This window comes from Nonomuraea soli, from assembly GCF_013761175.1.
Classification (GTDB): Bacteria; Actinomycetota; Actinomycetes; order Streptosporangiales; family Streptosporangiaceae; genus Nonomuraea; species Nonomuraea soli.
The window spans coordinates 305,690-332,174 of record NZ_JACDUR010000006.1 but is presented as its reverse complement, the minus strand read 5'-3'; the positions used below and the strand labels follow the sequence as shown (position 1 = coordinate 332,174).

At 71.3% G+C, this 26,485-nt stretch carries 26 protein-coding genes; 6 read left to right on the top strand and 20 right to left on the bottom strand.

The genetic code is table 11. The features are described 5' to 3' along the window. Positions 1-55: 55 nt before the first annotated feature. From HNR30_RS29715 to cydB, 4 genes are all read left to right on the top strand, one after another. Positions 56-877, top strand: a complete 822-nt coding sequence (locus HNR30_RS29715; protein WP_181613367.1) for a polysaccharide deacetylase family protein — start codon at positions 56-58, stop codon at positions 875-877. A 16-nt stretch (positions 878-893) separates the two neighbouring features. Continuing rightward, positions 894-1,442, top strand: coding sequence for a hypothetical protein (locus HNR30_RS29710; protein WP_181613366.1), 549 nt, complete (start codon positions 894-896; stop codon positions 1,440-1,442). A gap of 157 nt (positions 1,443-1,599) precedes the next feature. Next, positions 1,600-2,940, top strand: a complete 1,341-nt coding sequence (locus HNR30_RS29705) for a cytochrome ubiquinol oxidase subunit I (RefSeq protein ID WP_181613365.1) — start codon at positions 1,600-1,602, stop codon at positions 2,938-2,940. Between the two features lie 2 nt (positions 2,941-2,942). Continuing rightward, a complete protein-coding gene (cydB, locus tag HNR30_RS29700; protein ID WP_181613364.1) occupies positions 2,943-3,809 on the top strand; it encodes a cytochrome d ubiquinol oxidase subunit II in 867 nt (288 codons plus the stop codon). Here cydB and HNR30_RS29695 read toward each other — a convergent pair. From HNR30_RS29695 to HNR30_RS29675, 5 genes are read right to left on the bottom strand one after another with little or no spacing between them, the layout of a single operon-like run. Continuing rightward, a complete protein-coding gene (locus tag HNR30_RS29695; RefSeq protein WP_181613363.1) occupies positions 3,793-4,530 on the bottom strand; it encodes an ABC transporter ATP-binding protein in 738 nt (245 codons plus the stop codon). The genes cydB and HNR30_RS29695 overlap by 17 nt on opposite strands. Beyond that, on the bottom strand, positions 4,523-5,248 hold the full coding sequence (locus tag HNR30_RS29690; RefSeq protein ID WP_181613362.1) for an ABC transporter ATP-binding protein: 726 nt from the start codon (positions 5,246-5,248) through the stop codon (positions 4,523-4,525). Before HNR30_RS29690 ends, HNR30_RS29695 begins: the two co-directional genes overlap by 8 nt. Beyond that, positions 5,193-6,164 (bottom strand): branched-chain amino acid ABC transporter permease, encoded by a 972-nt coding sequence (locus tag HNR30_RS29685; RefSeq protein ID WP_181613361.1) that lies wholly within the window; start codon positions 6,162-6,164, stop codon positions 5,193-5,195. The genes HNR30_RS29690 and HNR30_RS29685 overlap by 56 nt, the downstream gene beginning before the upstream one ends. Beyond that, complete coding sequence (locus tag HNR30_RS29680; protein WP_220134147.1) at positions 6,148-7,014, bottom strand: branched-chain amino acid ABC transporter permease; 867 nt, start codon at positions 7,012-7,014, stop codon at positions 6,148-6,150. Before HNR30_RS29680 ends, HNR30_RS29685 begins: the two co-directional genes overlap by 17 nt. Further along, entirely contained in the window at positions 7,011-8,219 is a 1,209-nt protein-coding gene (locus HNR30_RS29675; protein ID WP_181613359.1) for an amino acid ABC transporter substrate-binding protein, read from the bottom strand. Before HNR30_RS29675 ends, HNR30_RS29680 begins: the two co-directional genes overlap by 4 nt. 88 nt (positions 8,220-8,307) lie before the next feature. On the opposite strand from HNR30_RS29675, the gene HNR30_RS29670 reads away from it, so the two are divergent. Next, complete coding sequence (locus tag HNR30_RS29670) at positions 8,308-9,330, top strand: LacI family DNA-binding transcriptional regulator (RefSeq protein WP_181613358.1); 1,023 nt, start codon at positions 8,308-8,310, stop codon at positions 9,328-9,330. A gap of 83 nt (positions 9,331-9,413) precedes the next feature. Here HNR30_RS29670 and HNR30_RS29665 read toward each other — a convergent pair whose 3' ends face one another. The 14 genes from HNR30_RS29665 to HNR30_RS29600 all read right to left on the bottom strand — a co-directional run bounded on the left by HNR30_RS29665 (position 9,414) and on the right by HNR30_RS29600 (position 23,588). Continuing rightward, the gene (locus tag HNR30_RS29665; RefSeq protein ID WP_181613357.1) at positions 9,414-9,854 is read right to left on the bottom strand and encodes a hypothetical protein; all 441 of its coding nucleotides are present in this window, start codon (positions 9,852-9,854) and stop codon (positions 9,414-9,416) included. 62 nt (positions 9,855-9,916) lie between these two features. After that, complete coding sequence (locus HNR30_RS29660; protein WP_181613356.1) at positions 9,917-10,966, bottom strand: leucine-rich repeat domain-containing protein; 1,050 nt, start codon at positions 10,964-10,966, stop codon at positions 9,917-9,919. A gap of 68 nt (positions 10,967-11,034) precedes the next feature. Continuing rightward, positions 11,035-13,383 carry an aerobic carbon-monoxide dehydrogenase large subunit gene (cutA, locus tag HNR30_RS29655; RefSeq protein ID WP_181613355.1) on the bottom strand — a complete coding sequence of 783 codons (2,349 nt, stop codon included), beginning with the start codon at positions 13,381-13,383 and terminating at the stop codon, positions 11,035-11,037. Continuing rightward, positions 13,380-13,871 (bottom strand): (2Fe-2S)-binding protein, encoded by a 492-nt coding sequence (locus HNR30_RS29650; RefSeq protein ID WP_181613354.1) that lies wholly within the window; start codon positions 13,869-13,871, stop codon positions 13,380-13,382. The genes cutA and HNR30_RS29650 overlap by 4 nt, the downstream gene beginning before the upstream one ends. After that, the gene (locus HNR30_RS29645; protein ID WP_181613353.1) at positions 13,868-14,692 is read right to left on the bottom strand and encodes an FAD binding domain-containing protein; all 825 of its coding nucleotides are present in this window, start codon (positions 14,690-14,692) and stop codon (positions 13,868-13,870) included. Before HNR30_RS29645 ends, HNR30_RS29650 begins: the two co-directional genes overlap by 4 nt. Further along, on the bottom strand, positions 14,689-16,044 hold the full coding sequence (locus HNR30_RS29640; protein ID WP_181613352.1) for a uracil-xanthine permease family protein: 1,356 nt from the start codon (positions 16,042-16,044) through the stop codon (positions 14,689-14,691). The genes HNR30_RS29645 and HNR30_RS29640 overlap by 4 nt, the downstream gene beginning before the upstream one ends. 131 nt (positions 16,045-16,175) lie before the next feature. Beyond that, the gene (locus tag HNR30_RS29635; RefSeq protein WP_181613351.1) at positions 16,176-16,385 is read right to left on the bottom strand and encodes an RNA-binding S4 domain-containing protein; all 210 of its coding nucleotides are present in this window, start codon (positions 16,383-16,385) and stop codon (positions 16,176-16,178) included. A gap of 9 nt (positions 16,386-16,394) precedes the next feature. Further along, positions 16,395-17,213: a PIG-L deacetylase family protein gene (locus HNR30_RS29630; protein WP_181613350.1), complete on the bottom strand. Its 819-nt coding sequence runs from the start codon at positions 17,211-17,213 to the stop codon at positions 16,395-16,397. After that, positions 17,210-18,241 carry a sugar phosphate isomerase/epimerase family protein gene (locus HNR30_RS29625; protein WP_181613349.1) on the bottom strand — a complete coding sequence of 344 codons (1,032 nt, stop codon included), beginning with the start codon at positions 18,239-18,241 and terminating at the stop codon, positions 17,210-17,212. The genes HNR30_RS29630 and HNR30_RS29625 overlap by 4 nt, the downstream gene beginning before the upstream one ends. Beyond that, entirely contained in the window at positions 18,238-19,149 is a 912-nt protein-coding gene (locus tag HNR30_RS29620; protein ID WP_181613348.1) for an ABC transporter ATP-binding protein, read from the bottom strand. The genes HNR30_RS29625 and HNR30_RS29620 overlap by 4 nt, the downstream gene beginning before the upstream one ends. Beyond that, positions 19,146-20,105: an ABC transporter ATP-binding protein gene (locus HNR30_RS29615; RefSeq protein ID WP_181613347.1), complete on the bottom strand. Its 960-nt coding sequence runs from the start codon at positions 20,103-20,105 to the stop codon at positions 19,146-19,148. Before HNR30_RS29615 ends, HNR30_RS29620 begins: the two co-directional genes overlap by 4 nt. Beyond that, a complete protein-coding gene (locus tag HNR30_RS29610) occupies positions 20,098-20,940 on the bottom strand; it encodes an ABC transporter permease (RefSeq protein WP_181613346.1) in 843 nt (280 codons plus the stop codon). Before HNR30_RS29610 ends, HNR30_RS29615 begins: the two co-directional genes overlap by 8 nt. Positions 20,941-20,946: 6 nt before the next feature. Further along, positions 20,947-21,918, bottom strand: coding sequence for an ABC transporter permease (locus tag HNR30_RS29605; RefSeq protein WP_181613345.1), 972 nt, complete (start codon positions 21,916-21,918; stop codon positions 20,947-20,949). Further along, positions 21,915-23,588, bottom strand: coding sequence for an ABC transporter substrate-binding protein (locus tag HNR30_RS29600; RefSeq protein WP_181613344.1), 1,674 nt, complete (start codon positions 23,586-23,588; stop codon positions 21,915-21,917). The genes HNR30_RS29605 and HNR30_RS29600 overlap by 4 nt, the downstream gene beginning before the upstream one ends. A gap of 124 nt (positions 23,589-23,712) precedes the next feature. On the opposite strand from HNR30_RS29600, the gene HNR30_RS29595 reads away from it, so the two are divergent. Continuing rightward, positions 23,713-24,873 (top strand): ROK family transcriptional regulator, encoded by a 1,161-nt coding sequence (locus HNR30_RS29595; RefSeq protein WP_181613343.1) that lies wholly within the window; start codon positions 23,713-23,715, stop codon positions 24,871-24,873. On the opposite strand, the gene HNR30_RS29590 is transcribed toward HNR30_RS29595, so the two are convergent. Continuing rightward, complete coding sequence (locus HNR30_RS29590) at positions 24,870-26,459, bottom strand: PucR family transcriptional regulator (RefSeq protein ID WP_181613342.1); 1,590 nt, start codon at positions 26,457-26,459, stop codon at positions 24,870-24,872. The two genes, HNR30_RS29595 and HNR30_RS29590, sit on opposite strands and share 4 nt — an antisense overlap. Between the last annotated feature and the right edge of the window lie 26 nt (positions 26,460-26,485).

The window sequence follows — 26,485 nt, the reverse complement described above, 5'->3', positions numbered from 1 at the left end:
GCCGCCCGCGTCGCTGAACGGCAACATGTGCCATAGGCCTTTAGACTCCAAGACCATGTTCTGGGGGCGGGTGGCGGCGTGCGGTGCGCTGGTGGTGCTGACGGGGTGTGCTCAGTCGGTGGCGCAGGGCACGCAGGGTGGTTCGACGGTCGAGGCGACGCCGGAGGGCGGCGCGCCGACGCGGGCGGCGGGTCCTGCGGGGGCGGTGCCGCGGGCGGGCGAGGTCGGCAGGATCACGTCCGAGGTGATCAGTTCCGTGCCGACGAAGCGCAAGGTCGTGTTTCTGACGATCGATGACGGGTGGGAGCAGGATCCGGGTTTCGTCCGGCAGGTGCGGGAGCAGGGGATCCCGATCACGGTGTTCGCGACGCGTCAGGCGGTGGAGGCGGAGGGCACGCCGGATCAGTCGGGGGGCACGGCGAAGTTTGTGGGGGCCGGCAAGTGGGGGTATTTCAGGGAGTTGCGTGATGCGGGCGTCTCGATCGAGAACCACACGCTGACGCATCCCAATCTGCGCCTGCTCGGCCCGCAGGCGCAGCGGCAGGAGCTCTGCGGCGCCTCCAAGGTGATCAAGAAGGAGATCGGCGTCAGGCCGGTCCTGTTCCGCCCGCCGTTCGGCAACTACAACCAGGCGACGCTCGACGCGATGCGTGCCTGCGGCATGAAGGCGCTGCTGCTGTGGACGGCGACGGTGCAGCCCGGAGGGAAGATCGCCTACCAGGTGCCCGACAAGCGGCTGCGCCCAGGCGACATCCTGCTGCTGCACTTCCGGCCCAATCTCGACCGTGACTTCCGGATCCTGGTGAAGAAGATCAAGCGCCGGGGTTTCGAACTCGGCAACCTTCAGGCATATCTGAGGGCCGCCGGCGTGAAGTAGCGCCTAGATTGCCCGTATGAGGCGCTGGGCTCTGGCAGCAGGCATCGTCGGCACCGTCTCGAGCATGCTCTTCCTCATCGCCTACGCCGCCCGCTCCCCCGCCGTCGGCGTCGCCGCCGAGATCACGGGGGGCCTGTCGGCGGCGTGCGTGATCCCGCTGGCCGTACGGCTGCCGCCCGGCGGGGTGGTGCGCGTCCTGGGCGTGATCGGCCTGGTCGTCGTCACCCTGGCCAGGCCCGCGTTGAGCGCTTTCCCGGCGGCGTGGTGGTGGCCGGTGCTGTTCCTTTCCGTGGTCGCCGGCTACCTCCTGGTGCACGCCTGGCTGATCGGCGTGGGCCGTCGCTCGCCGGGGCTGAGCCGGGTGACGCGCCGGTGGGCGGTGGCGTGCGGCGTGCTGGTGATCTTCTCCGTGGTCGCCGTCCTGGTCACGAGCTTCCTGGTGCCCGTGCATCCGGCCGCCAACGTCGTCGTGGCCGTGCCCGGGCTGCTCGCCTGGTTGTCGATGCCGCTGTGGTTCCTGCGATTGTCCGCCGAGCGGCGGATCGGGGTTCAGCCCGCCGGGTGACGCGCCCGCGAGGGCCTGCGGGAGACAGTGGAACCCTCGGCGGGGGCGCATGTGAGGAAGATCGCAGTTCCCCTCCATCGCATTGCTCTACAAGTCGTAGTACTACTGGGGATAGATGAACTACAGCTTGTAGAGCTCCAGAGCCCGTGAGGGGAAAATGGACGCGTTGGATCTTGCGCGGTGGCAGTTCGGCATCACCACCGTGTACCACTTTCTGTTCGTGCCGCTGACCATCGGTCTCGGCGTTTTCGTGGCCGGGCTGCAGACCGCCTGGCACCGCACGGGCAAGGAGCACTACCTCAAGCTGACGAAGTTCTTCGGGAAGCTCTTCCTGATCAACTTCGCGATGGGCGTGGTGACCGGCATCGTGCAGGAGTTCCAGTTCGGGATGAACTGGAGCGAATACTCGATCTTCGTCGGCGACGTGTTCGGCGCGCCCCTGGCCCTGGAGGCGTTGCTCGCCTTCTTCCTGGAGTCGACCTTCATCGGCCTGTGGATCTTCGGCTGGGACCGGCTGCCCAAGCGGGTGCACCTGGCCACGATCTGGATCGCGGTGATCGGCTCGAACCTGTCGGCCTACTTCATCCTCGCGGCCAACGCCTGGATGAAGCACCCGGTGGGCTACGAGGTGGTCGACGGCAAGGCCAGGATGACCGACATCTGGGCGGTGCTCACCAACGACACCGCGCTGGCCCAGGTGCCGCACGTGGTCGCGGCCTCGTTCATCGTGGCGGGCGGCTTCGTGCTCGCGATCTGCGGCTACCACCTGATCAAGAAGACCGAGGGCGAGTGGCGCAGCGCGATGCGCGGCGCGCTGGTGATGACCGCCATCGCGGGGGCGGTGGTCGCGGGCACCGGCGACATGTCGGCGCAGCTGCTCCACACCCAGCAGCCGATGAAGCTGGCCGCGGCGGAAGGGCTCACCGAGACCGTCGACGGCGCGCCGTTCACGATCGTGCCCGGCGTGGAGGTGCCCAAGCTGCTGAGCCTGCTGGCCGCCCACGACCCCGACGCGACGGTCAAGGGCACCGAGGACCTGCAGCGGGAGTTCGAGGCGAAGTTCGGGCCCGAGGACTACACGCCCAACATCCCGGTCGTCTTCTGGTCGTTCCGCCTCATGCAGGGCTTCGGCATGGCGACGGTGGGCCTGGCCGCACTCGGCCTGCTCCTGACCCGCAGGCGCAGGCAGCCGCCGCCGTGGTTCAACCGGATGCTCCTGCTGGCCCTGCCGCTGCCGTGGCTCGCGGTCATCTTCGGCTGGCTGCTCAGCGAGATCGGCCGCCAGCCCTGGACCGTCATGGGTGAGCTGCTGACCGCCGCGAGCGTCTCGCCCGGCGTCACCACCGGCCAGGTGGCGACGAGCCTGGCGATCTTCACCGTCCTGTACGGCGCGCTCACGATCGCCGAGGCGGTCCTGCTGGTCCGGCACGTCAAGCGCGGCCCCGACAAGAGCGCGCAGATCGAAGAGCAGCGCGAACCCGTCCTGATGGGATACTGATCATGATCGAATTGTGGTTCGTCGTCATCGCCTTCCTGTGGACCGGCTACTTCGTCCTGGAGGGATTCGACTTCGGCGTCGGCCTGCTCGCCCCCTTCGTCAGCGGTGACGAGGACGAGCACAAGCAGGCGCTGCAGACCATCGGACCGGTGTGGGACGGCAACGAGGTCTGGCTGATCAGCGCGGTGGGCGCCACGTTCGCCGCCTTCCCCGCCTGGTACGCGGGACTGCTGTCGTCGTTCTACATCCCGCTCGTCCTGGTGCTGACCGGGCTGATCGTGCGCGGGGTGGGCCTGGAGTGGCGCGGCAAGGTCGCCAACACCCGCTGGGCGGACCTGGGCATCGTGGTCGGCAGCGCGCTGCCCGCGTTCGTCTGGGGCGCCGTCTTCGCCCAGGTGCTCGGCTACGGCCCGGTGCTGGGCGGATTGTTCTCGCTGGCCGCCAGCGCCCTGCACGGTGCGATCTTCCTGGCGCTCAAGACCGACGGCGCGGTACGGCGGCGCGCACGGGTCGCGGCTCTGGTGACCGGGTTGGTGGCGGTGCCGCTGGCGGCCCTGGCGCTGCCCGCGCTCGGCCCGGTCGCGATCGCCGCCCTGGTCGCCCTGATGGGCGCGCTGGTGCTGATCTGGCAGCGCCGCGAGGGCTGGGCCTTCACCGCCACCGCCGGGGCGATCGTCCTGGTGTCGGTCGCGGTCTTCGCCGGCCTGCGTACGGCGCCGCTGCCCGGACTGACGCTGGAGGAGGCGGCCTCGGGGCCGTACACGCTCGGCGTGCTGACCTGGATCGGCCTGGCGATCCTGCCGTTCATCCTGCTCTACCAGGGCTGGACGTACTGGGTGTTCAGGAAGCGCGTCAGCCTGGCTCACTAGCCACGCCGCCACCGAGGTAGAGGCGGCCCAGCCGGGGATCGGCCAGCAACTCCCCGGCCGGGCCGCTGATGTGCACCCGGCCGAGGTCGAGCACGCAGCCGAGGTCGGCCATCTCCAGCGCCCGCCGCGCGTTCTGCTCGACCAGCAGCACGGCCACCCCGGTGCGCCGCATCAGGTCGATCTGCTCGAAGACGGTCGTGGTGGTGCGCGGGTCCAGCCCCATCGAGGGCTCGTCGAGCAGGATCACCTTGGGCTGCAGCATCAGCGCGCGGGCGAACTCGACCTGTTTCTGCTGCCCGCCCGACAGCAGCCCGGCGATGGTCGCCCACCGCTCGGCCACGACGGGGAAGAGCTCCTTGACGCGGGCGATCCGCTCGCGCACGACCGCCTGGTCGCGCAGCGTGTAACCGCCCAGGCGGACGTTCTCGGCGACCGTCATCTCCCTGAAGACGCTGTGCCCCTGCAGCACGTGGGCCAGGCCCCTGGCCAGCAGGGCCTGCGGCGGGAGCCCGGTCACCTCCGCGCCCTCCAGCAGCACCTCGCCCGAGCGCGGGGCGAGCAGGCCGCTGGCCACCTTGAGCACGGTGGACTTGCCCGCGCCGTTGGGCCCGACCAGGCAGACGACCTGCCCGGCGCGGACCGTGACGGACAGGCCGCGCAGCACCGGGTCCGCCCTGCCGTACCCGGCCACGAGGTCGCGCAGGACCAGGACGTCAGACACCGAGGTAGGCCTCCAGTACACGGGGGTCGGACCGCACCTGCCGGGGAGGCCCCGCGCAGATGGGCGCGCCCCGGTCGAAGACGATCACGTGGTCGCTCATGCCCATCACCATGTCCATGTTGTGCTCGACGACGAGGAAGGTGTGCCCCTCGGCGTTGAGCTCGCGGATCAGGGTGACCAGGCGCTCGATGAGCGCCGGGTTGACCCCGCCCGCCGGTTCGTCCAGCAGGATCAGCTCCGGCTCCGCCATGAGGACCGCCGCCAGTTCCAGGAGTTTCTGCTGGCCGTACGACAGCTCGCGGGCCTCGGCGGTCTCCATGTGCTCGATGCCGGTACGGCGCAGCCAGCCGCGTGCGCGCTCGATCTCGGCGGGGTTGCCGATGCCCGCGAGCAGCTCGCGCAGCCTCGTCCTGCGGACGGCGACCAGCATGTTCTCCAGGACGGTCATCCGCGGGAAGATCCTGCACAGCTGGAAGGTGCGTCCGAGCCCGAGGTGGGCGATGCGGTGGGGCGACCTGCCGGTGATGTCGGTGTCGCGGTAGTGGACGGTGCCGCTGTCGGGCTTGATCAGCCCGGTGACGAGGTTGAAGAAGGTGGTCTTGCCCGAGCCGTTCGGCCCGATCAGCGCGTTGATCTTCCCGGGGAGCACCTCGACGGTGGCGTCACGCACCGCCGTCACTCCGCCGTAGGACTTGCGGAGCCCGGCGGTTGTGATCACGTCTCCACCTCCTCGCGAGGATGCCCTCGGGCATGAACAGGACGACCAGCACCAGCAGGACCCCGGTGGCGGTCAGGTGGATCTGCGTCTCCCCCAGCGCGATCAGGAAGTACTCGCCCGCCGGGGCCACGATCAGCGCGCCGAGCAGCGGCCCGAGCAGGTGGCGTCGCCCGCCCAGCAGGCTCATGAGCACCATGGAGGCGCCGAAGACGACGGAGAAGACGAAGATCGGGTCCAGGGAGCCGAACCACAGCGCGTACAGGCCCCCGGCGAGGGCGACGAACAGCGCCGACAGGGCGAAGGCCACCACCTTGTAGGCGGCGGTGGGCACGCCCAGCGACTCGGCCTTGTCCTCGTCCTCGCGGATGGCCCGCAGGCCGCTGCCGTACCTGGATCGGGAGATCAGCCACCAGGCCAGCAGCACGGCCGCGAGCAGGGCCAGGAACAGGTGGTAGAAAAGCAGGTGCGTCTGGCCCCTGTGCAGCCCGGCGAAGGGCGAGGGCACCTGCAGCGCGACGGAGCCGCCGGTGAGCGAGCGCCAGCCCTGCGCGAGCAGGTTCATCGCGGACACCAGCGCGATCGTGACGATCACGAAGGACGCGCCGCGCACGCGGACGGCGGCGACGCCGACCAGCGCCGCGAAGAGCGCCACGCCCGCCGTCGAGACGCCCAGGGCCAGCGGCCACGGCCAGCCGAGGCGGGCGACCAGCAGGCCGGTGCCGTAGGCGCCGAGGCCGAAGAAGGCGGAATGACCGAGCGAGACGTAGCCGGACAGGCCGCCCAGGATGTTCCACGAGGTGGCCATCGCCGCGTACATCACGGTCAGCACGCCCGCGTAGACCAGGTAGTAGTTCGGCACCAGCCACGGGTAGGCCAGCGCGGCGGCGACGAGCAGCAGGCTAGAAACGATGCGCAAGCCGTCCCCCGAACAGGCCCTGGGGCCGCAGCAGCAGCGTCACCAGCAGGAAGGCGTAGAACATCAGCGTCGCCCAGGTGGCGTCGACGGTGACCAGTACCAGCCCCTCGACCACGCCCAGCAGGATCGCCGCCAGTGCCGCGCCGAGCACGCTGCCCAGCCCGCCCACGACGATGATCGCCATCAGCTTGCCGATCCACGCCCAGTGCGAGGCCGGGAAGAACGGCGTGACCAGCGCCAGCACCGTGCCGCCGACCGCGGCCGTGGCCAGGCCGACGCCGAAGCCGTAGCCGGCGACCCGCTCGGTGCGCACGCCCACCAGCCTGGCCGCCTCCGGATGCTGGACGGTCGCCCGCAGCGCCCGGCCGAACCTGCTCTTGACCAGCAGGGCGAAGAGCGCCGTGAGGGTGATCACCGCGATCCAGAAAGCGATGATCTTGTCGTACGGCAGATGCACCTCGCCGAGGCTCAGCGACCTCGTCGCGTAGTCCATCGAGACCGACTTGTACGACCCGGTGTAGATCGTGCCGAGCAGCCCTTCGACGGTCAGCGCCAGCCCGAAGGTGAGCAGCACGCTCATCATCGGGTCCAGCCCCCTGATGATCACCCGCTGGAGCAGCACGCCGAGGCCGAAGAAGAGCGGCACGGTGATCGGCATCGTGGCCAGGGGGTCGAGGCCGAAGCCGGTGTGCAGGGAGTAGGTCAGGTAGGCGGCCAGGAACAGGAAGGCGGGGTGGGCGACCATGACCACCCGCATCACCCCGAAGTACAGCGACAGGCCCGCGGCCAGCAGGGCGTACAGCCCGCCCGTGAGCAGGCCGAGGGCCAGTCCCTGGAGGAGGAGCGTCACCACGCCTGCTTCGGGAAGACGATGTCGGCGGTCTTGGCCTCGGCGGGCAGGACGATCTCCACCTTGCCGCCGACGTACTGCTGGATCATGTGCGCCTGCTCCGGCCTGCCCTGCTCGTCGAAGGAGAGCGGCCCGACGACGGTGTCGAAGGTGCCCTGGCGGATGTGGTCGGCGAGCTTGTCCTGGCATTCCCTGGTCGGCTCGACGCACTTGACCGCGTTGACGGCCGCCTCGACCACCTGGCCCACGGTGAAGCCGTTGGCGGCGTCCTCGTGCGCGTCGCCGCCGAACTTCGCCTTGTACCTCTTGACCAGGTCGGCGTTGCCGGGGAAGTCGGTCGTGGGCGCCCAGCCGACCGGCGAGAGGACGTGCTCGGCGGCGTTCTTCACCGCCGCGGGGAACTCCGGCAGGGTGGGGCCAGTGGAGAAGGCCGCCAGCTTGGGCTGCACCTTCAGCTCCTGGAGCGCCCGGACCAGGCCGACCGAGTCCTCGAACTGGGTGCCGCCGACCACGATGTCGGGCTCGGCGGCGGCGATCTTGGCGGCGATGGGGCCGAAGTCGGTGGTGTCGGGCGGGTAGATCTCGTCGACCACCGTCGTGATGCCGGCCGCGGCCAGCTTGTCGCGCAGGCCGTACGCCGTGCCCTGGGCGAACGGGTCGTCGAGGCTGGCGTACGCGGCGGTCTTGGGCCGCTGCCCCTCCGGAAGCTTGGTGATGTACTCGGCCAGGTAGTTGTAGTGGTCGCCGGCGATCGCGGGCGCGGCGTAGAACAGGCGCTTGAAGCCCTGCTCGAAGACCTCCTTGGCGGCTCCCGCCGGTTCGACGAAGAGCATGTTGTACGACTCGGCGACCTTGGCCGCGGGGATGACCAGGCGCGAGGAGAACGGGCCGAAGACCAGGTTGACCTTGTCCTGGGTGATCAGCGATTCGTAGTCGGAGCTGACGCGGTTGGGATCGGAGGCGTCGTCGCGGAAGATCAGCTCGACCTTCCGTCCGAGCAGGCCGCCCTTCTCGTTGACCGTCTCGGCCCAGAGCTGGTAGCCCTCCTGGATGCCCTTGCCGGGTTCGGAGAAGTCGCCCGACAGCGGCAGCGAGACGCCGATCCTGACCGGGCCGGTCCGCGGGGCCGTCCCCGGTTCGTCGGTCTTGGCGCACGCGGCCGCCAACAGGGCGCAGGTAACGGTGATCGCCAGGATTCTTGCCATCGAGGGGACCTCCTGCTGGCACGAAAGCGCTTTCGGAAGCGCTTTCGGCTAACATTGCACGAGGAGTGCCCGATGACAAGGGGGCCGCATGGAGCGCCCGCCCCGCCTGATCGACGTCGCCCGCGCAGCCGGGGTCTCCCTCGCGACCGCCTCCCGCGCCATCACCGGCAGCCACGGCGTCAGCGCCTCGCTCGCCGCCCACGTGCAGGCGGTCGCCGCCCAGATCGGCTACGTGCCCAACAGCCACGCCCGCGCCCTGGCCGGAGGGCAGACCTCCATCGTCGGCCTGGTCGTGCACGACGTCGGCGACCCCTACTTCGGCGAGATCGCCCGCGGCGTGCTGCGCGAGACCGAGCAGCGCGGCTATCTGGCCCTCATCAGCCAGACCGAGCGCGACCCGCAGGCCGAACTGTCACGGGTGCGCGCCCTGCGCGCGCACCGCGTCACCTCGATCGTGCTGGCGGGCTCCGGCTACATCGACGCCTCCGCAGAGAACCCGCTGGCCGCCGAGATCCGCTCCATCACCGCGAGCGGCGGCCGGTTCGCCGTCATCGGCCGCCACCACCTGCCCGTCGACGCCGTCCTGCCCGACAACGCCGCGGGCGGGGCCACCCTGATGCGCCACGTGCTGGACCTGGGCCACCGCCGCATCGGCGTGGTCGGAGGACCGGCCAACCTGACCACCGTCGAGGACCGCCTCGCCGGGCTGCGCGGCGCGGCCGAGGCGGCCGGGCTCGACTGGGGGCGGGTCCCGGTCGTGGACGGCGACTTCACCCGCGAGGGCGGGGCGCGGGCGGTCGCCGAGCTGGTCGGCGCGCATCCCACGCTCACCGCCGTGATCGCGCTCAACGACCCGATGGCGGTCGGAGCGCTGTCGTGGTTGCTGGGGTCGGGGCGGCGGGTGCCGTCGGAGGTGTCTCTGGCGGGGTTCGACGACATCCCGCTCGCCGCCGACGTCTACCCGGCGCTGACGACCGTGCGGCTGCCGATGGTGGCGATGGGGCGGCAGGCCCTGGACCTGGTGCTCAAGCCGCCCGCGGCCCGTCCGCGCCGCCGCCGCACGGGCCACGAACTGGTCGTGCGCGCCTCCACGGGCTCGGCGCCGTCGTGAGTCCGCGCGGCCGTCGCCCGGCGCCGTCGTGAGCCCGCTCGGCCTCGGCTGGCCGGCGCCCTCGTGAGCCCGTGGCCCCTGGCCTAGTAGCCCGCCGGTGAGGCCATCGGCGTGTGGGTGCGGTGGTCCTTGAGGTGCAGGTCGCCCCCGAGCCGCTCCTTGATCCGGTCCAGCACCTTACGGTCCGACAGCGCCGTCCACAGGGGCCCGACGAGGTGCGGGTTGTACTCGGGCGCGGTGTCCATCCAGGCGTCCTTGCCCGCCTGCGTGGAGAAGGTGCTCAGGAAGAACTCGCCGTCGGAGGTCTTGCAGTGCCCCGTGCGGATGTCCGTGGCGTCGACCTGGATGCGCGGCTCGCAGCCGACCTTGGCGGCGAGCTGCTCGACGGTCAGCGCCTCGGCGTTCGCGGGCGCCGCCTGGTCGGCGGCGACGTAGGGACCGCCGTCGCCGGAGGGACCGGGTGAGCAGGCCGCGCAGAGCACGGCCGTGACGGCGAGAGCGGCTGTACGCGGAAATGTCGTCATGTCCGGGGGTACGCAGCCGTCCCGAGCACGGTTCAGTCGAGCACGGTTCAGTCGAGCACGGGTCAGTCGAGTACGGCCACTCCCCTGCCGCGCAGGGCCTCGACGAGCGCGCGGCTGTCGTCGAGCTTGTTCCATCGCAGGTCGAGCCGCTCCAGCTCGGGCAGCTCCGCGAGGCTCTCCGGCAGCGCCCTGAGCCGGTTGTTGCGCAGGTCGAGGTGACGCAGCCGGCTCAGCCGCGACACCCACCCCGGCAGCTCGGCCAGCAGGTTGTCTCGCAGGTTCAGCTCCCGCAGCGCCCCCAGCCCGGCGAGCTCGGCCGGGAGCGAGGTCAGCCGGTTGCCGCGCACGTGCAGCTCGACCAGCCGCCGCAGCCCGCCGAGCGACGCGGGAAGCGCGGTCAGCCTGTTGCCGTCGGCGCGCAGCTCGCGCAGGGCGGCCATGCCGCCGATCGTGGCGGGCAACGCCGTGAGCCGGTTGTCGCTGACGTTGAGGTAGGCCAGCCGGTCCAGCCCGCCGAGGGAGGCGGGCAGCTCGGTGAGGCGGTTGTCGCCGACGTAGAGGTAGTCGGTCAGGCCGAGCCGCCCGAGCTCCTCGGGCAGGCTGCCGAGCAGGTTGTGGGCGACGTCCAGCATGCGCAGCGAGCGCAGCCCCCGGATGTCGGCGGGCAGGTCGGTGAGCTGGTTCTGGGCGAGGTTGAGCGACTCCAGCGAGGGCAGGCGCCACAACTCGCCCGGGACGGTTGTCAGCCGGTTGCCGCCCAGCGACAGGTGTCTCAGCCGCTGCAGCCCGCCGAGGCGGGCGGGGGCGGTGGTGATCGCGTTGCCGTACAGGAAGAGGACCTCCAGCCCCGGCGGGCAGGACGGCACGTCGGACAGCTCGTTGCCGTCGGCGTGCAGCGCCCGGAGCGCGGGGAGGTCGCCCAGTTCGGCGGGCAGGCAGGCGAACCTGTTGCCGTCGAGGCGGAGCTCCTCGAGGGCGGCCAGCTTGCCGATGGAGGGCGGCAGCTCGGCGAGGTCGTTCCAGGCCACGTCGATGAGGCGCAGCCCGGGGTGGTCGGCCGGATCCTCGGGCAGCCGGGTCAGACCGGCGCCAGGGGCGCGGAGCTCGATCATGGAATCAGCGTATCGGCACATCCCGGCGGAAGCAGACCCGCATCGGCCCGCGCGACCGGGGCGGCGCGCTAGCCGCGCAGGTGGAACAGCTCCGAGGGTGAGATCGGCATGCGGTCGATCGCGATGCCCTCGGCGTCCTCGATCGCGCCGGCGATCACCGCCGACACCGGGATGACTCCGGCCTCCCCCGCCCCCTTGATCCCGAGCGGGTTGAGGGGTGACGGGGTCTCCAGGTGGGCGGTCTCCACGCGCGGCACCTCGGTGGCGTACGGCATGAGGAAGTCCATGAACGAGGCGTTGAGCAGCTGGCCGTGCGCGTCGTAGACCATGCGCTCGTACAGCGCGCCGCCCACGCCCTGGGCGACGCCGCCGTGGATCTGCCCCTCGACGATCATCGGATTGATCAGCCGCCCGCAGTCGTGCACCACCGCGTATCGCAGGATCTCGACCTCCGCGGTGTCGGGGTCGACCGCGACGATCGCGGCGTGCATGCCCGAGGCGAAGGTGGAGCGCACCGGCGAGTAGTAGTCGCGCCCCTCCAGCCCCGGCTCCTCGCCCTCGGCGACCGGCGGCAGGTCGGGCGAAGCCGTGCCCGCGAACTGGGTGGCGCGCTTGGCCTCCTCGTCGAAGGCGTAGCGCAGCGGGTTGGCCAGCACCGCCACGGTGGCCAGCGGCACGGCCGCCCCGGGAGCGCCCTTGACGTGCACGACGCCCTCGGTGATCTCCAGGTCGTCGGCGGAGGCCTCCAGCGCGTCGGCGGCGATGCGCAACGCTTTCTCGCGGACCTTGCGGCAGGCCAGCGCGATGGCGTTGCCGCTCATCACGGCGGCGCGCGAGGCGAAGGTGCCCACCGCGTAGCCGAAGCGCCGGGTGTCGCCGGTGACGACGCTGACCCGTTCGATCGGCACGCCGAGCTCGGTCGCGGCGATCTGCGCGAAGACCGTCTCGTGTCCCTGGCCCTGGCTGGTCAGGCCGGTGGAGACGTGCACGCGGCCGTCGGAGGTGATCTGCACGTGGCCGCCTTCGTACGGCCCGACGCCGGTGCCCTCGACGTAGCAGCCGATCCCGATGCCGACGCCCGGGCGGCGCTCGAAGGAGTCCCAGCCGATGAGCTCCTTCAGCATGCGCAGCATCTCGGGGTAGTCGCCGCTGTCGTAGATCAGCGGGCGGCCGTCCTGGAAGACCATGCCCTGGTCGTAGGGGAAGTCGGCGGGCTGGATGAAGTTGCGCTCCCGGACCGCGGTGCGGTCGGCGCCCAGATACTGGGCGATCTTGTCCATCGTGCGTTCCATGCAGAACACGCCCTGCGGGCGCCCCGCGCCCCGGTACGGGGTGACCTGCACGGTGTTGGTGTAGATCGAGGAGAACTCCACCCGGTAGGAGCCCAGCTTGTACGGCCCGAGCAGCTGCGTCGAGGTGATGATCGGCACGATGATCCCGTAGGGCGTGTAGGCGCCGTGGTCGTGCAGGATGGTCACCTCCAGCCCTTCGACCCGGCCGTCGTCGTCGAAGCCGACCCGGACGAAGTGCACCTGGCCGCGCTCGTGCGCGCTGGAGACGAAGTGCTCGCGCCGGTCCTCGGTCCACTTGACCTCGCGGCCGAGCGTCATCGCCGCCCACGGCACGAGGATCTCCTCGGGCCACGGGTGCACGATCTTCACCCCGAAACCGCCGCCGACGTCGGGGGCGATCACCTCGACGTTGGGCAGGGGCAGGTCGAGCTTGGCCGCGATCGCCATGCGCACGCTGGTGGAGGTCTGCGTGCTGGAGTAGACACGCAGGTCGGTGCCGTCCCAGCGGGCGTAGACGCCACGTCCCTCCAGGGGCATGGAGGCGCTGCGCTCGATGTCGAGCCGGAAGGCCAGGGTGTGCGCCGCCTGCTCGATCGCCTCGCGCGCCCCCCTGCCGTCGGCGGCGGGCACCTCCTGCACGAAGTGCGCGCCCAGGTTGCCCGGCACGTCGTCGTGGACGAGCTGCGCGCCCTGCGCCGCCTCCTCGATGCCGACGACCGGTTTGAGCAGCTCGTAGTCGACCCTGATCAGGTCGCACACGTCCTCGGCCAGGTAGCGGTCCTCCGCCACGACCATCACGACCGGCTCGCCGACGTGGCGGACGGTCTCCTTGGCCAGCGGGTAGGCGGTGCGGCCGTGGGTCAGCGCCGGGTGCGGGATGAGCAGCGGCAGCGGCTGGGCGAGCCTGCCCGGCAGGTCCTCCCACGTGTAGATGGAGATGAGCCCCTCGGCGTCGAGCGCGGCGCTCACGTCGATGTCGCGGATGCGGGCGTGCGCGTGCGGCGAGCGCACGAACGCCACCGCCACCGCGTCGTGCCCCAGGTCGTCGAGGTAGCGTCCCTGCCCGGTGAGCAGCCGCGGGTCCTCCAGCCGCTGCACCTTCTCACCGAACAGCCGCGTCGTCATTCGGACTCCTCCGCCATGAGCTCCGCCGCCCGGTGCACGGCCTTGACGATGTTCTGGTAGCCGGTGCACCGGCACAGGTTGCCGGAGATGCCCTCGATGACGTCGTCGTCGGTGGGCGAGGGGTTGTCCCTGAGGAACGCGGTGACCGTGCACAGGAAGCCGGGCGTGCAGAAGCCGCACTGCAGGCCGTGGCACTCGGCGAAGGCCCGCTGCACCGGCGACATGCCCCCCGGGCCCGCCAGCCCCTCCACGGTGGTCAGCTCGCGGCCGTCGACGGTGACGGCGAAGGTCAGGCACGAGCGCACCGGCTCGCCGTCGAGCAGCACCGTGCAGCAGCCGCACACGCCGTGCTCGCAGCCCACATGGGTGCCGGTCAGTCCCAGATCGTGGCGGAGCGCGTCGGACAGCAGCCTGCGCGCCGGGACCCGCGCCTGGCGGGCCACCCCGTTGACCACCAGGGTGATCTCGTGCCGCTCCTCCTGGGTCACTGGGCCGCCTCCCTGGCCGCGTCGGTGAACGCCCGCTCGGCCAGCACCCCGACCAGGTGGCGCCGGTAGGCCGCGCTCGCGTGGATGTCGCCCTCGGGGTCGGTCCGCTCCTGTACGGCACGCGCCAGCTCGGCGGGCGTGCCGCCCTCCAGCTCGACCAGCTGGGGCGTCGCCGCGACACCGATGCAGGCGGCCCTCGCGGCGGCGATGCGGCCGTCGTCGCCGAGGGTGACGACGGCGCAGACACCGGCCAGGGCGTAGTCGCCGTGCCGTCGCGCGAGCTCGTGGATGGCGAAGCCGGACCTCGGCGGCAGGCCGGGGAAGAACGCGGAGACGGCCAGCTCGCCGGCTCGCAGGTCGGACTCCAGGGGGCCGACGAAGAAGTCGGCCGCCGCCACGTCACGCACGCCGCCGAGGCTGGCCAGCCGTACGGACCCTCCCAGCACCGCGAGGACGGCGGGCAGCTCGGCCGCCGGGTCGGCGTGCACGAGGCTGCCGACGACCGTGCCGCGGTTGCGGATCACCGGGTGCGCCACCAGCTTGAGCGCCCGCCGCAGCGGCGCGGGCCCGGAACGCTCCACCCGCGAGTGCCGGGCCAGCGCGCCGACGCGCACGCCGCCCCGCTCGTCCTCGATGGTGTCGAGCCCCGGCACCCGGTTGATGTCGATCACATGCGACGGCGAGGCCAGCCGCATGTTCATCAGAGGGATCAGGCTCTGGCCTCCGGCCAGCACCTTGCCGCGCGCCCCCGCCCCGGCCAGCGCGTCGAGCGCCGAGCCGAGGTCGAGGGGCGCGTGGTACGTGAACGGGGGTGGTTTCACCCGGTGGACTCCCTGATCTCGGCGGGCCTTCGCGCGATCCAGCGCAGCAGGTGGTAGCCGCCCACGACGACGATGGTACCGAGCGCGATGCCCTCCAGGGTGAACTCTCCCGTGATCATGTGCTTGACCGGACCGATCGCCAGGATGATGCCCGCGCCGATCGGGACCATGTTGACCGGATCGGCGAAGTCGACCCGGTTCTCGATCCAGATCTTCGCGCCCAGCAGGCCGATCATGCCGTACAGGATGACCGTGACGCCGCCCAGCACGCCTCCGGGCGTGGCGGCGACCAGCGCGCCGAACTTGGGGATGAGGCCGAAGGCGATCGCGATGACGCCGGCGATGTAGTAGGCGGCCGTGGAGTAGACCTTGGTGGCCGCCATGACGCCGATGTTCTCGGCGTAGGTGGTGGTCGGCGAGCCGCCCACGGCGCTGGTGACCACGGTGGCGACGCCGTCGGCGGCGACGGCGCGGCCGACGTAGGGGTCGACGTCGGTGCCGGTCATCTCGCCGACGGCCTTGACGTGGCCGATGTTCTCGGCGACGAGCGCGATGACGGCGGGCAGTACCAGGAGCACCGCGCTGAAGCGGAAGTCGGGGGCGTGGAAGTCGGGCAGGCCGAACCAGGGGGCGTCGGCCAGGCCGGAGAAGTTCACCCGCGGGTGGGTGTCGACGGCGCCGGTGCCGGCGTTGTAGGCGGTGATGTCGCCGAAGACCCGATCGGCTCCCCACGACAGCACGAAGCCGAGGATGAGGCCGATCAGGATGCCGATGCGCCCGATGAAGCCCTTGAAGGCGACGATGACCACGAAGGTGATCAGCATCGTGACCAGCGCCATCCACTGGTCCTGCGGCCAGTAGACGTCGGCGACCACGAAGGCCAGGCCGAATCCGATCAGCATGACCACCGCGCCGGTCACGACAGGCGGGAAGATCCGGTGGATGATCTGCACCCCGAGCACGTGCACGGCCACGCCGGCCAGGGCCAGGACGAGGCCGGCGACCAGGATCGCCCCGGTCACGATGGCGTCGACCCCGGCGGTGTCGCCGCCGAACAGCGCCCTGATCGCCAGGACGCCGCCCACGAACGAGGCGCTGGTGCCCAGGTAGCTGGGTACCTTGCCCTTGACGATCAGCAGGAACAGGATCGTCGCCACGCCCGACATCATGATCGCGACGTTCGGGTCCAGCCCCATGACCAGGGGGAAGACGAACGTCGCGCCGAACATGGCGACCACGTGCTGGGCGCCGAACCCGATCATCCTCGGCCAGGAGAGCCGTTCGTCCGGCTTCACCACCTCGCCGGGGGCCAGATGTTTTCCGTCACCGTGTTTGGTCCAACCCATAACCATGGAGCGCGTCCCCTCTGGTCACTGGCCCCCGAACTCGCATTGTTGCGGGCACATTAGGCCCGATCGTGCCCGCCTACACCGGCATGATCTGCCAAATCTGGGAGCGTGACCAGAGGTCGCCTTGCGCACAGTCACGAAACGTGGATGCTGAACCCGTCGCCGCTGACCACGGAGCCGGAGCGCACCTTGCGGGTCTTGCGGAGCTCCACCTCACCGTCGACCATGACCAGCCCCTCGGAGATCAGCTGCTTGGCCATGCCGCCGGTCTCGGTGACGCCGCAGTATTTGAGCAGGTCGCACAGGGGGATGAAGTCGGAGCTCAGCTCGAAGTCCAGGTCCACGGGTCAAGACTAGTCGCCCAGCATGGGCACCAGTTCCCGCAGCTCCTCGTCGCTGTAGGAGCGGTTGCCGCGGGCCAGGTGGAAGGTCTCGGCGAACTCCGCTCGCGCGTCGGGGCCGTACCACCTGGTCAGCGACTCGCGCATCGAGGCGTCGGCGTGGAAGTACTCGCTCCAGTTCTTGAGGATGAACTCGCGCCTGCCCGCCCAGTCCTCCGGCACCTCCTCGCCCCAGCCGTTGGAGTGGGGGGCGAACTCGTAGAACTGGGTGGCGTGGGCGTCGCAGCCGAGGAGCTTGTCCTCCAGCACCTGGCCGATGTCGATCGCCAGGTCGTGGCGGTGCAGGTCGTGGGTGCCGTAGTCGACCATCTGCAGGTGCAGCGGCCGCCTCTTCAGGGGCGCGACGGTGGGCAGGATGTTGCCGAGGACCACGAACGGCAGGGCGTCGCGGACGGCGACGCCGGAGGCGCGGTTGTCGGGGTGGCCGCCGCCGTCGGCGTGGAAGCTGATGACGACGTCGGCGCGCCATTCGCGGATGCTGCGGATGACCGCCTGCCGTACCTCCAGGGTGGGGATGAGCGAGCCGTCGTCGATGTCGAGGATCTCGTACTGGGCCACGCCGAGGCGGTCGGCGGCGAGCGCGGCCTCGCGGGCCCGGCGGGCGACCAGGGTGGGCGCGTCGAGGACGTGGTGTCCGGCGGATCCGTTCGTCAGGGTCATGAACTTGACCGCGTGCCCCTGCCGGGCGTAGAGCGCGGCGGTGCCGCCGGCGTACTCCTCGGGCTCGTCGGGGTGGGCGGCGATGACGATGACGCGAAGCGTGCGCTTCATGAAGTGCTGTCCTCCAGGAGTGCGGTGAGGTGGTCGGCGGAGCGGCGGATGAACGCCTTCTCCCAGTCGGGTCCGAGCGGCGGCGCGTAGTAGGCGTCGGCGTCGGGGATCCGCCCGTCGCGCATGAGCCGCTCGCTCTCGACGGTCAGGCGTACGAGCTCCAGCACGTCCGCCATGGGCAGGTCGGGGTGGGCCCGCTGCCAGACGGGAAGGAAGAGCTGGATGCCGTTGCGGTCGCGGCTGCCCGTGTTCTCGATGGTGAGGTTGACCCGCGGGTCGAGTTCCTTCAGTACGGCACGCAGGTCGATGACGCCGTCGCCGCAGGCGCGGATCTGGCGTTCCACGCCGTCGGGCGTGAAGTAGAGGACCAGATCGCGCAGGTGCGTCTGGTGGGTGTAGGGGGCGACGCGGCGGGCGGCGGCGACCGGGTCCTCGCCGCGCACGACCACGTTGGCCAGGTCCATGGTGATGCCGAGCACGTCGGGGCCGACGTCTTCGACGAGGGCGACGAGCTCGTGGGTGGTGATCTCCTCGTGGGTCTCGAGGTTGATGCGGCAGCCGAGGTCGCGCAGCATGGGCGCGGCCCGGTGCAGCAGGCGCCGGGTGGCCTCGAGCTGCTCGCTCCAGGTGACGTCGGTGCGGAAGCGGTCGATGGCGTGCAGGCCCCAGTCATATCGCTGGTAGTTGGCGGTGTCGGCCCACAGTTCCGTCATGCCGGCCGCGCGGGCGGCCTCGGCCATGCGGCGCAGTCCCAGCAGGTAGTCGCCCTCGCCGATCTCGCGGATCGTGGGCTCCTCCGAGGTGTTGAACGGGTTGACCTTGCCGAGCCCGGTCTCCAGGTACAGGCCCTTGTCGTCGGCGATCTCGCGCAGGTGCTTGAGGTAGCCGGGGTCGAGGGTGGGCGACATCTCCAGGATCGTGCGGAAGAACACCCCGTCGTGGCCGAGGTCGGCGCACTCCCGCAGCAGGCCCTCCGGCCCGAGCTCGGCGGCTCGCGGGAACTTGCGCCCGCAGATGCCGATCTTCACTGGTTCTCCTTTCCCAGGGCGTGGCAGCGTGCCCAGTGGCCGTCGGCCACCCGGGTGACGGGCGGCATGGTGGTGCGGCACAGGTCGGTGACCAGCGGGCAGCGCGCGGTGAACGGGCAGCCGGTGGACGGGCGCGGGCCCGTGGGCCGCGTCACGGTGGACGACGAGCCTCGCCGCGGGTTGGGCACGGCCGCCAGCAGCAGCCGTGTGTAGGGGTGGGCGGGCTCGCCGGTCAGCACGCGGGCGGGCCCGCCCTCGACGATGTGGCCGCCGTACATGACGAGCATGCGCCCGCCCAGGTAGCGGGCCGAGGCCACGTCGTGGGTGATGTAGAGGAAGGCCGTCTCCCGCTCGTCGCGCAGCCGCTCCATCAGGTTGAGCACGCCGATGCGGATGGAGACGTCGAGCATGGAGACCGGCTCGTCGGCCACGACCAGGAGCGGCTCGACCGCGAAGGCCCTGGCGATGGCGACGCGCTGGCGCTGGCCTCCCGACAGCTCGTGCGGGTGCCGTACGGCCAGCGACGGGTCGAGGCCGACGGTCTCCAGCAGCGCCGCGACGGCTTGTGGCGCCTGCTTGCGCGTCGCGCGCCGGTGCAGCAGCAGCGGCCTGGTCAGGTGGTGGCCGATCGTCCTGGCGGGGTTGAGCGAGCCGAACGGGTCCTGGAAGACCATCTGGACCTTGGAGCGGTACGCCAGTTCGGGCACGGTGGCCGAGCCTTCCAGCAGGACACGCCCGGTGGTGGGGGCGAGCAGGCGGGCGACCATGCGGGCGGTGGTCGACTTGCCGCTGCCCGACTCCCCGACCAGCGCGACGATCTCGCCGCGCTCCAGCGAGAAGGAGGCCTCCCGTACGGCATGCGCCTCGCCGAACGTGCGGCCCAGGTTCTCGACATCGAGCAGGCTCATGCGCCCACCTCCCAGCAGGCCGCCCGGTGAGCGGGGGCGATCTCGACGAACGGCGGGGTCTCGCGGCAGCGGTCGCTCGCCAGCGTGCAGCGCGCGGCGAAGCCGCATCCGGCGGGCGGGTCGATCAGCGACGGCGGCGAGCCGGGGATGCCGGTCAGGCGTTCGCCGTCGTCGTCGATGGAGGGGAAGGAGGCGAGCAGGCCGCGGGTGTAGGGATGGGCCGCGGACTCCAGGAAGGATCGGGCGGGCGCCTGCTCGACGATCCGCCCGCCGTACATGATGGCGATGCGGTCGGCGACCTCGATGAGCAGCGAGATGTCGTGGGTGATGAACAGGACGGCGAAGCCGAGCCGTTCCCGCAGCGCGGTGATCTCCTCCATGATCTCCCGCTGGAGCACGACGTCGAGCGCGGTGGTCGGCTCGTCCATGATGACGAGCTTGGGCTCCAGGGCCAGCGCGATGGCCAGGGCGGCGCGCTGGCGCATGCCGCCCGACAGCTCGTGCGGGTAGGAGCGCAGCCTGGCCGGGTCGATGCCGACCAGCGTGCACAGCTCGGCCGCCCGCTCCAGGGCCCGCGCCCGGCCGAGGCCGGTGTGGGTGCGGATCACGTCGGCGAACTGCGAGCCCAGGCGCATGACCGGGTTGAGGGCGTTCATCGCGTTCTGGAAGACCATCGCGATCTCGCTCCACCTGATCGACCTGAGCCGCCGGTCGTCCAGCTCCAGGATGTCGCGTCCGCCGAGCCGTACCGATCCCGAGGTGATGACGGCGGGGGCGCGCAGCAGGCGCGGGATGGCCAGGGCCAGGGTGGACTTGCCGCAGCCCGACTCCCCGGCCAGGCCGAGCACCTCGCCCGGCGCGACCTCGAAGCTGACCCGGTCCACGGCGCGGGCGGCGCCGCGCAGGCCCCGGTACTCCACGGACAGGTCCTCGACGGCGAGCAGCGCGTCAGCCATGGCGCAGCACCTCCGTGGCGCGGCGGGCGCCGCCGGGGGCGCGCAGGCGCGGGTTGGTCGCCGCGTCGAGGGCGAAGTTGAGCAGCGCCAGCGATCCGGCGGTCAGCGCGATCGCCAGGCCGGGCGAGACGAAGGTCCACCACGCGCCCTGCAGCAGCGCGGAGTCGTTCTGGGCCCAGAAGAGCATGGTCCCCCACGAGGTCTGGCCGGCGTCGCCGAGCCCGAGGAACTCCAGCGCGGATCCGGCGGTCAGGGCGAAGACGACCTGGCCGCACAGGTAGGCGGCGATGACCGACCACAGGTTGGGCAGCAGCTCGGCGGCGATGACGCGCAGCGGACGTTCACCGGCGACCTTGGCGGCGGCGATGAAGTCGCGCTGGCGCAGGCTGAGCGCCTGGGCGCGGATCAGCCTGGCGCCGAACGCCCAGCCCGTGATGATCAGCACCATGGCGATGGTGGCGGGTCCCGGCGGCAGGAAGGCGGCGAGCACGATGATCAGTGGCAGTCCGGGGACGGTCAGCACGATGTTGACCACCAGCGAGATCGCCTCGTCGGCCAGCCCGCCGAAGTAGGCGGCCAGCAGCCCGACCAGGACCGCGACCAGCGTGGTGCCCACGCCCACGGACAGGGCCATGAGCAGCGAGCCGCGCCCTCCCCACACCAGCTGGGCGAAGACGTCCTGGCCCTGGCCGTTGGTGCCGAGCCAGTGCGCGGCCGAGGGCGCCTCGAAGGCTCCTGCGGTGGCGGCGGCCGGCCCGTCGGGGGCCAGCAGCGGCGCGGCGAGGCAGGCCAGCGCCAGCACGGCCAGTATCGCGCCGCCTGCGGCGGATTTCATCGGCGATCACCTCACCCGGGGGTCGAGCAGCACGTAGGCGACGTCCACCAGCAGGTTGACGACGAGGATGGAGACCGTGATCAGCAGGAACAGCGCCTGCATCAGCGGGTAGTCGTGGGTGGTCACGGCCTGGTACAGCTGGTAGCCGAGACCGGGGTAGGAGAAGACGACCTCGGTGAGCAGCTGGCCGGCGAAGACGTTGCCGATCGACAGGCCCAGCAGCGTGAAGGTGGGCAGGATCGCGTTGCGCGCGGCGTAGGAGCCGACCACCCGGGGGGTGCTCAGGCCCTTGGCCTCGGCCATCAGCAGGTAGTCCTCGTCGAGCACACCGATCATGGTGTTGCGCATGTTCAGCACCCAGCCGCCGATCGAGACCAGGACCACGGTCCCGGCGGGCAGCACGAGGTGGGCCAGCACGTCGGCGGCGAAGGCGGCGTTGAGTCCCGGCTCCACGTCGAAGCCGTAGGCCTGGCCGAGCGGCAGCAGCTGCCACTGCACGGCGAACAGGTACAACGCCAGCAACGCCATGAAGAAGTACGGGAACGACCCGGCGAACAGCGCGACGGGCGGGGCGATGGAGTCGAAGCGGCTGCCGCGCCGCCAGGCCGCCACCGCGCCGATGACGCTGCCGATGGCGAAGCTCAGCAGCACCGAGACCAGGCCCAGCAGGAGCGACCAGCCGAACCCGGTGCCGATCACCTCGGTGACCGGGGTGGGGAACTGCGACAGCGACACTCCCAGCTCGCCCCTGAACAGGTGGCTCAGGTAGGTGGCGAACTGCTGCCAGAGCGGGGCGTCGACGAGCCCGTAGGCGTCGCGCAGCGCCTGGAGGTCCTCGGCGGTGAGCTGGCCCGAGTAGGTGGCGACCAGGGTGGTGGCCGGGTCGCCCGGCATCAGCCGGGGCAGGAAGAAGTTAAGCGTGACCGCGACCGCCCCGGCCGCCAGGTAGAACAGCACCCGCCGGGGCAACCGGCTCAACGGGCCGCCTTCAGCTTGGGGTAGACGAGGTAGGTGGTCGGGAAGAGCGGGTCGTTGGCCAGCGGCGCGTAGGCGTTGTCGGCGCTGGGGAAGCCGGTGTAGCGCTTGGTGACGAAGGCTCCCCAGTCGGGCTGCTCGTAGAGCGGGATGGTGGGCAGCTCGGCGACGTAGATGCGCTGCAGGTCGGCGGCGATGCGCTTCTGCTCGGCCTCGTCGCTGGTGGCGGCGAAGGCGGTGAGCAGCTTGTCGGCCTCGGCGTTGCCGTACCTGTGGAAGTTGTTGGTGGAGACCTCGCCGACCGGCTTGACCGTCGCGGTGGAGAGCATGTCGCGGAAGTAGCCGTACGGCGTCGCGCCGCGTTTGCCCGCGCCGAGGGTGAGCTGGAACTTTCCGCCGTAGACGGTGGAGGACCAGTTGTCGAAGCCCACGGTCTTGACGTTGGCGGTGATGCCCGCCTGGGCCAGGCTGGAGCTGACGATGCCGGCGACGGAGATCCAGTCGGTCCAGCCGGTCGGCACGATCAGGTCCCACGCGGCGGGCTTGCCGTCGGGGGTGGTGCGCTTGCCGTCGGCGCCCTTGGCGAATCCGGCGGCGTCGAGGGCGGCGTTGGCGGCGGCCAGGTCGAGGGTGACCGTCTTCTTGCCCTCGGCCAGCACCGACTCGTCCAGCCAGCCGGGGTAGGCCTGGCTGGGCAGGCCCACGGCGTTGGCGACGTCGCTCTTGCCCCACAGCGCGATGTCGACCATGCGGGCGCGGTCGAGGGCCATGCTGAAGGCCTTGCGCACGGCGGGGTCGTCGAAGGGCTTGAGGGTGGTGTTGACGACCAGGTTGACGTCGGCGGTCCGCGGCCACCAGTAGTGGTGGTTGGCGGGGTCCTTGGCGACGAAGGTCTTGTCGGGGTCGGGCACGACCGCGCCCCAGTCGATCTGGCCGCTGAGCACGGCGGCGTTGATCTGGTCCTGGCCGGTGTAGCCGGACAGGCGCAGGCCGGGGATCTCGACCTTCTGCCAGTACTTGTCGTTGCGCTTGAGCTCGTAGCCCTGCGGGCGGAAGGTCGACAGGACGAAGGGTCCGGTGCCGACGGGGTTCTGGTTGGTCTCGGTGACGGGGTCGGCCACCTTCTCCCAGATGTGCTTGGGCACGATGCGCTGGCTGACCAGGTCGTAGAGCGCGGGGGTGATCGCCTCGCGCAGGGCGATGACGACGGTCTTGGCGTCGGGCGCGGTGATGGTGTCGACGTACTGCGCCAGCGGGGTGGCGGCCTCGCCGACCAGGCCCTTGTGGGTGCGCATCAGTTCCAGGGTGAACAGCACGTCGGCGGAGCCGAACGGCGTGCCGTCCGACCAGGTGACGCCCTCGCGCAGGGTGAGCGTGAGGGTCTTGTTGTCGGCCGACCAGGTGTGACCGGTGGCGAGCGAGGGTTCGAGTGTGCCGGTGACGTGGTTCCAGATCATCAGCGGCTCGTAGAGGGCGTTGCGCGTGGCCCAGCGTGAGGTCGCGGCGAACGGGTTGAAGTTGCGGGCGAGGGTGGCGCCCTGCTCGGCGATGATCGTCAGCAGCGGGCCTTGGCTCTGCGGCTTCTGGGGTTCGGTGGTGCCGGCGCATCCGGCGAGCAGGAACGCGCCGGTCGCGATCGCCAGAGTCCGCCGGGAGATCGAGTTGGGGGCCATCGGTGCCTCCCGGGCACTTTCTAGTACGAACAGTTAGTTATTATCAAGTAGTCCTGTACGGCCTTGCACGTCAAGAGCCTGAAATATTTCACTAACGAAGTGTTAGAGAGTTAGACTGCGGCGCATGCACGCGCTGCCGTCCGGGTCCCCAGGGGTCCTCCGCTCGCTCAACGAGCGCTCCGTCGTGGCCCACCTCGTGGACGCCGCGCCCCTCACCCGCGTCGACCTGGCCGAGCGCACCGGACTGGCGCTGCCCACCGTGAGCCGTGCCGTCGCCAACCTCGAACGCGCGGGCCTCGTCACCGCCGTCGGCCACGACACCTCCCGCAAGGGCCCGGCGGCGGCGCTCTACGACGTGCGGCCCGCCGGCGGCGGCGCGGGGCTGTCGGTCGTCATCTCCCCCGTGCGCCTGCAGGTCTCCCTGATCTCGCTGCGCGGCGAACGCCTGGCCCTGGTCGAGCGCGAGCCGGAACCGCTGCCCGCGGGAGCGCCGCTGGCCCAGCAGATCGGCGCCCTGGCCAGGCGCGCCTTCGCCCAGGCGGGCGGCGGCCCCGAGCAGGTCTGGCACACCGTGGTGGCGGTGCCCACCATCGTCGACGCGGCCGGCTACCTCCACCGCGACCTGCCCTCCCCGCTGCCCGACTTCCACCAGGACGCCGTCGTCCGCATCCTGGCGATCACCGGCGGCGCGAGCACGGTCGAGAACGACATCAACCTGGCCGCGCTCGGCGAGGGCGCCAGAGGCGCGGCCCGCGGCCTGGAGCAGTACGTCTACCTGTGGGTGGCGCGCAGTGTCGCGATGGGCATCGTGCTGGGCGGCCGGGTGCACCGCGGTTCGCGTGGCGCGGCCGGAGAGATCTCCCGCATGCCGATCGGCGACGGCGACCCCGCCGACCCGGCGTTGTGGGAGTCGGGGCCGCTGCACCACGCCGTCTCCGAGGCCGCGCTGCGCGAGCGCACCGGGATGGACGCCGAGGAGCTGTTCGCCGCCGCCGCCCGGGGCGACGGCCGCGCCGGTGAGCTGGTGGCCGGGCTCGCCAGGTACCTGGCCCGCGCCGTGGCCTCGATCGTGCCGGTGCTCGACCCCGAGCTGGTCGTGCTCGGCGGCACCGTGGGCGGCCGTCCCGAACTGCTGGAGCCCCTGCGCGCGGAGCTGGCCACGCTGGCCCGCCTGGTTCCCGCCGTCACCCGGTCGGCGCTGGGCGAGGAGGCGGTGCTCATCGGCGCCGAGGAGGTCGCGCTGCGCTCCCTGCGCGAGGAGCTGTTCCAGCGGGTGGCCGGCTAGATCCCGCGCATGCGCAGCACGTGCAGGGCCAGCGTCAGGTTGAGCCGCAGGTGGTGGTCGGCGGTGAAGTTGCCCAGCAGGCGCTCCAGCTTGCCGATGCGGTAACGCAGCGTGTTGTAGTGGAAGTGCAGGCGCCGAGCGGTCTCGGCCACGTTGAGATTGGTCTCCAGCAGCACCTGCAGGGTGCGGCGCAGGTCGGCGTTCTCCGCGTCGTCGTCCGAGGCCAGCGGTCCGAGCGTCTCGCGCACGAAGGCGTGCAGCTCGTCGGTGTCGCTGACCAGCGACAACAACCGGTAGACGCCGAGCTGGTCGAAGTGGGCGACCGCGGCCGGGCCGTGCAGCTGGCGGCCGACGCGCGCGGCCTTCAGCGCCTGGGCGTAGGCCTCCGGCAGCGCCTCGGGACGCGAGCACAGGCGCGAGGTGCCGGTGGAGAACGTCGCGGGCAGCGCGTCGGTGAAGGCGGTGGCCGCGTCGCGGGCCACCTTCGCGCAGTCGGCGCCCGCGTCGAGCACGGCGACGACCTCGTTGGAGAAGCCCGCCACCGCTCCGCGTGAGTCGTGGCGGCGCAGCGCCGCCGTCCAGGCGGTCACCAGGCGGTCCTGGGCGGTGCGCTCCTCGCCGAACAGGTCGAGCTCGGCCACCAGGACGGTCACCGGGCGCTCCAGGTCCCAGCCGAAGGCTCGGGCGCGGGCGGTGATGCGCTCGGCGCCGCCCGCGCGGCCGGTCAGCACGTCGCGCAGGAAGTCGGCGCGATACTTCGACTCGACGGCGTTGACCGCGTCCTGGCGGGTGACGACCAGCGCGGCGACCGTGGCGGCACGTTCCAGAATGCCGACGTCGCTGTCGTGGATGGTGCCCGCGGGGCTGTGGGCGACGATGCGGCCGTGGTGGTGGCCGCCGGCGACGACGGGGACCCAGGCGAAGGTGGGCGAGCTGCCTGCCGTACCCGACAGGCGGGGGACGGCGGCGCGCAGGGCGGCGACGTGGTCGGCGGGGCCGGCCGCGGCCAGCACGCGGCCCGAGCCGTCGACGGCGGCCACCGCCACGTCGAGCAGGCCGGAGACCTCGTTGGTGACCTCGTTGAGCCCGCCGCCCGCCAGCACGACCTGCACCAGCGCGCGGTGCGCCTCCTCCGCGCGCACCAGGACGGCGGCCTGGCGGTTGAGGATGTCGGTGAGCACCTGGTTGAGGATGTCGTCGAAGCCCACGTCGTTGGGGAGCAGGATGAGCGGGAAACCGAGCCTGTCGGCCTGCTCGACCATCTCCTCGGGCAGCTCGTCGACGTAGCGGCCGAGCTTGATCGCCAGCGCGGCCAGCCCGCGCTCGTCGAGGTCGGCCACGAGCCTGCCCAGCGACTGCGGCGTGTTGCGCAGGGGGTATCCGGTGGTCAGCAGCAGTTCGTGCGGCTTGACCCAGGCCAGGATGTCGGGCACCTCCATGACGTTGAGCCGCTGCACGATGCGGCCCAGGCCGCTCTCCCCCGCGATCAGCTTGGCCTCGGCGAGGGTCGAGACGCCCAGGACCTCGCCGACGGAGACGCCGTGGATGATCGTGCCGGTGCTGGCCAGACGGACAGGGGGCTCCATGGGGCGATTGTGGCCTGTGAATCGTC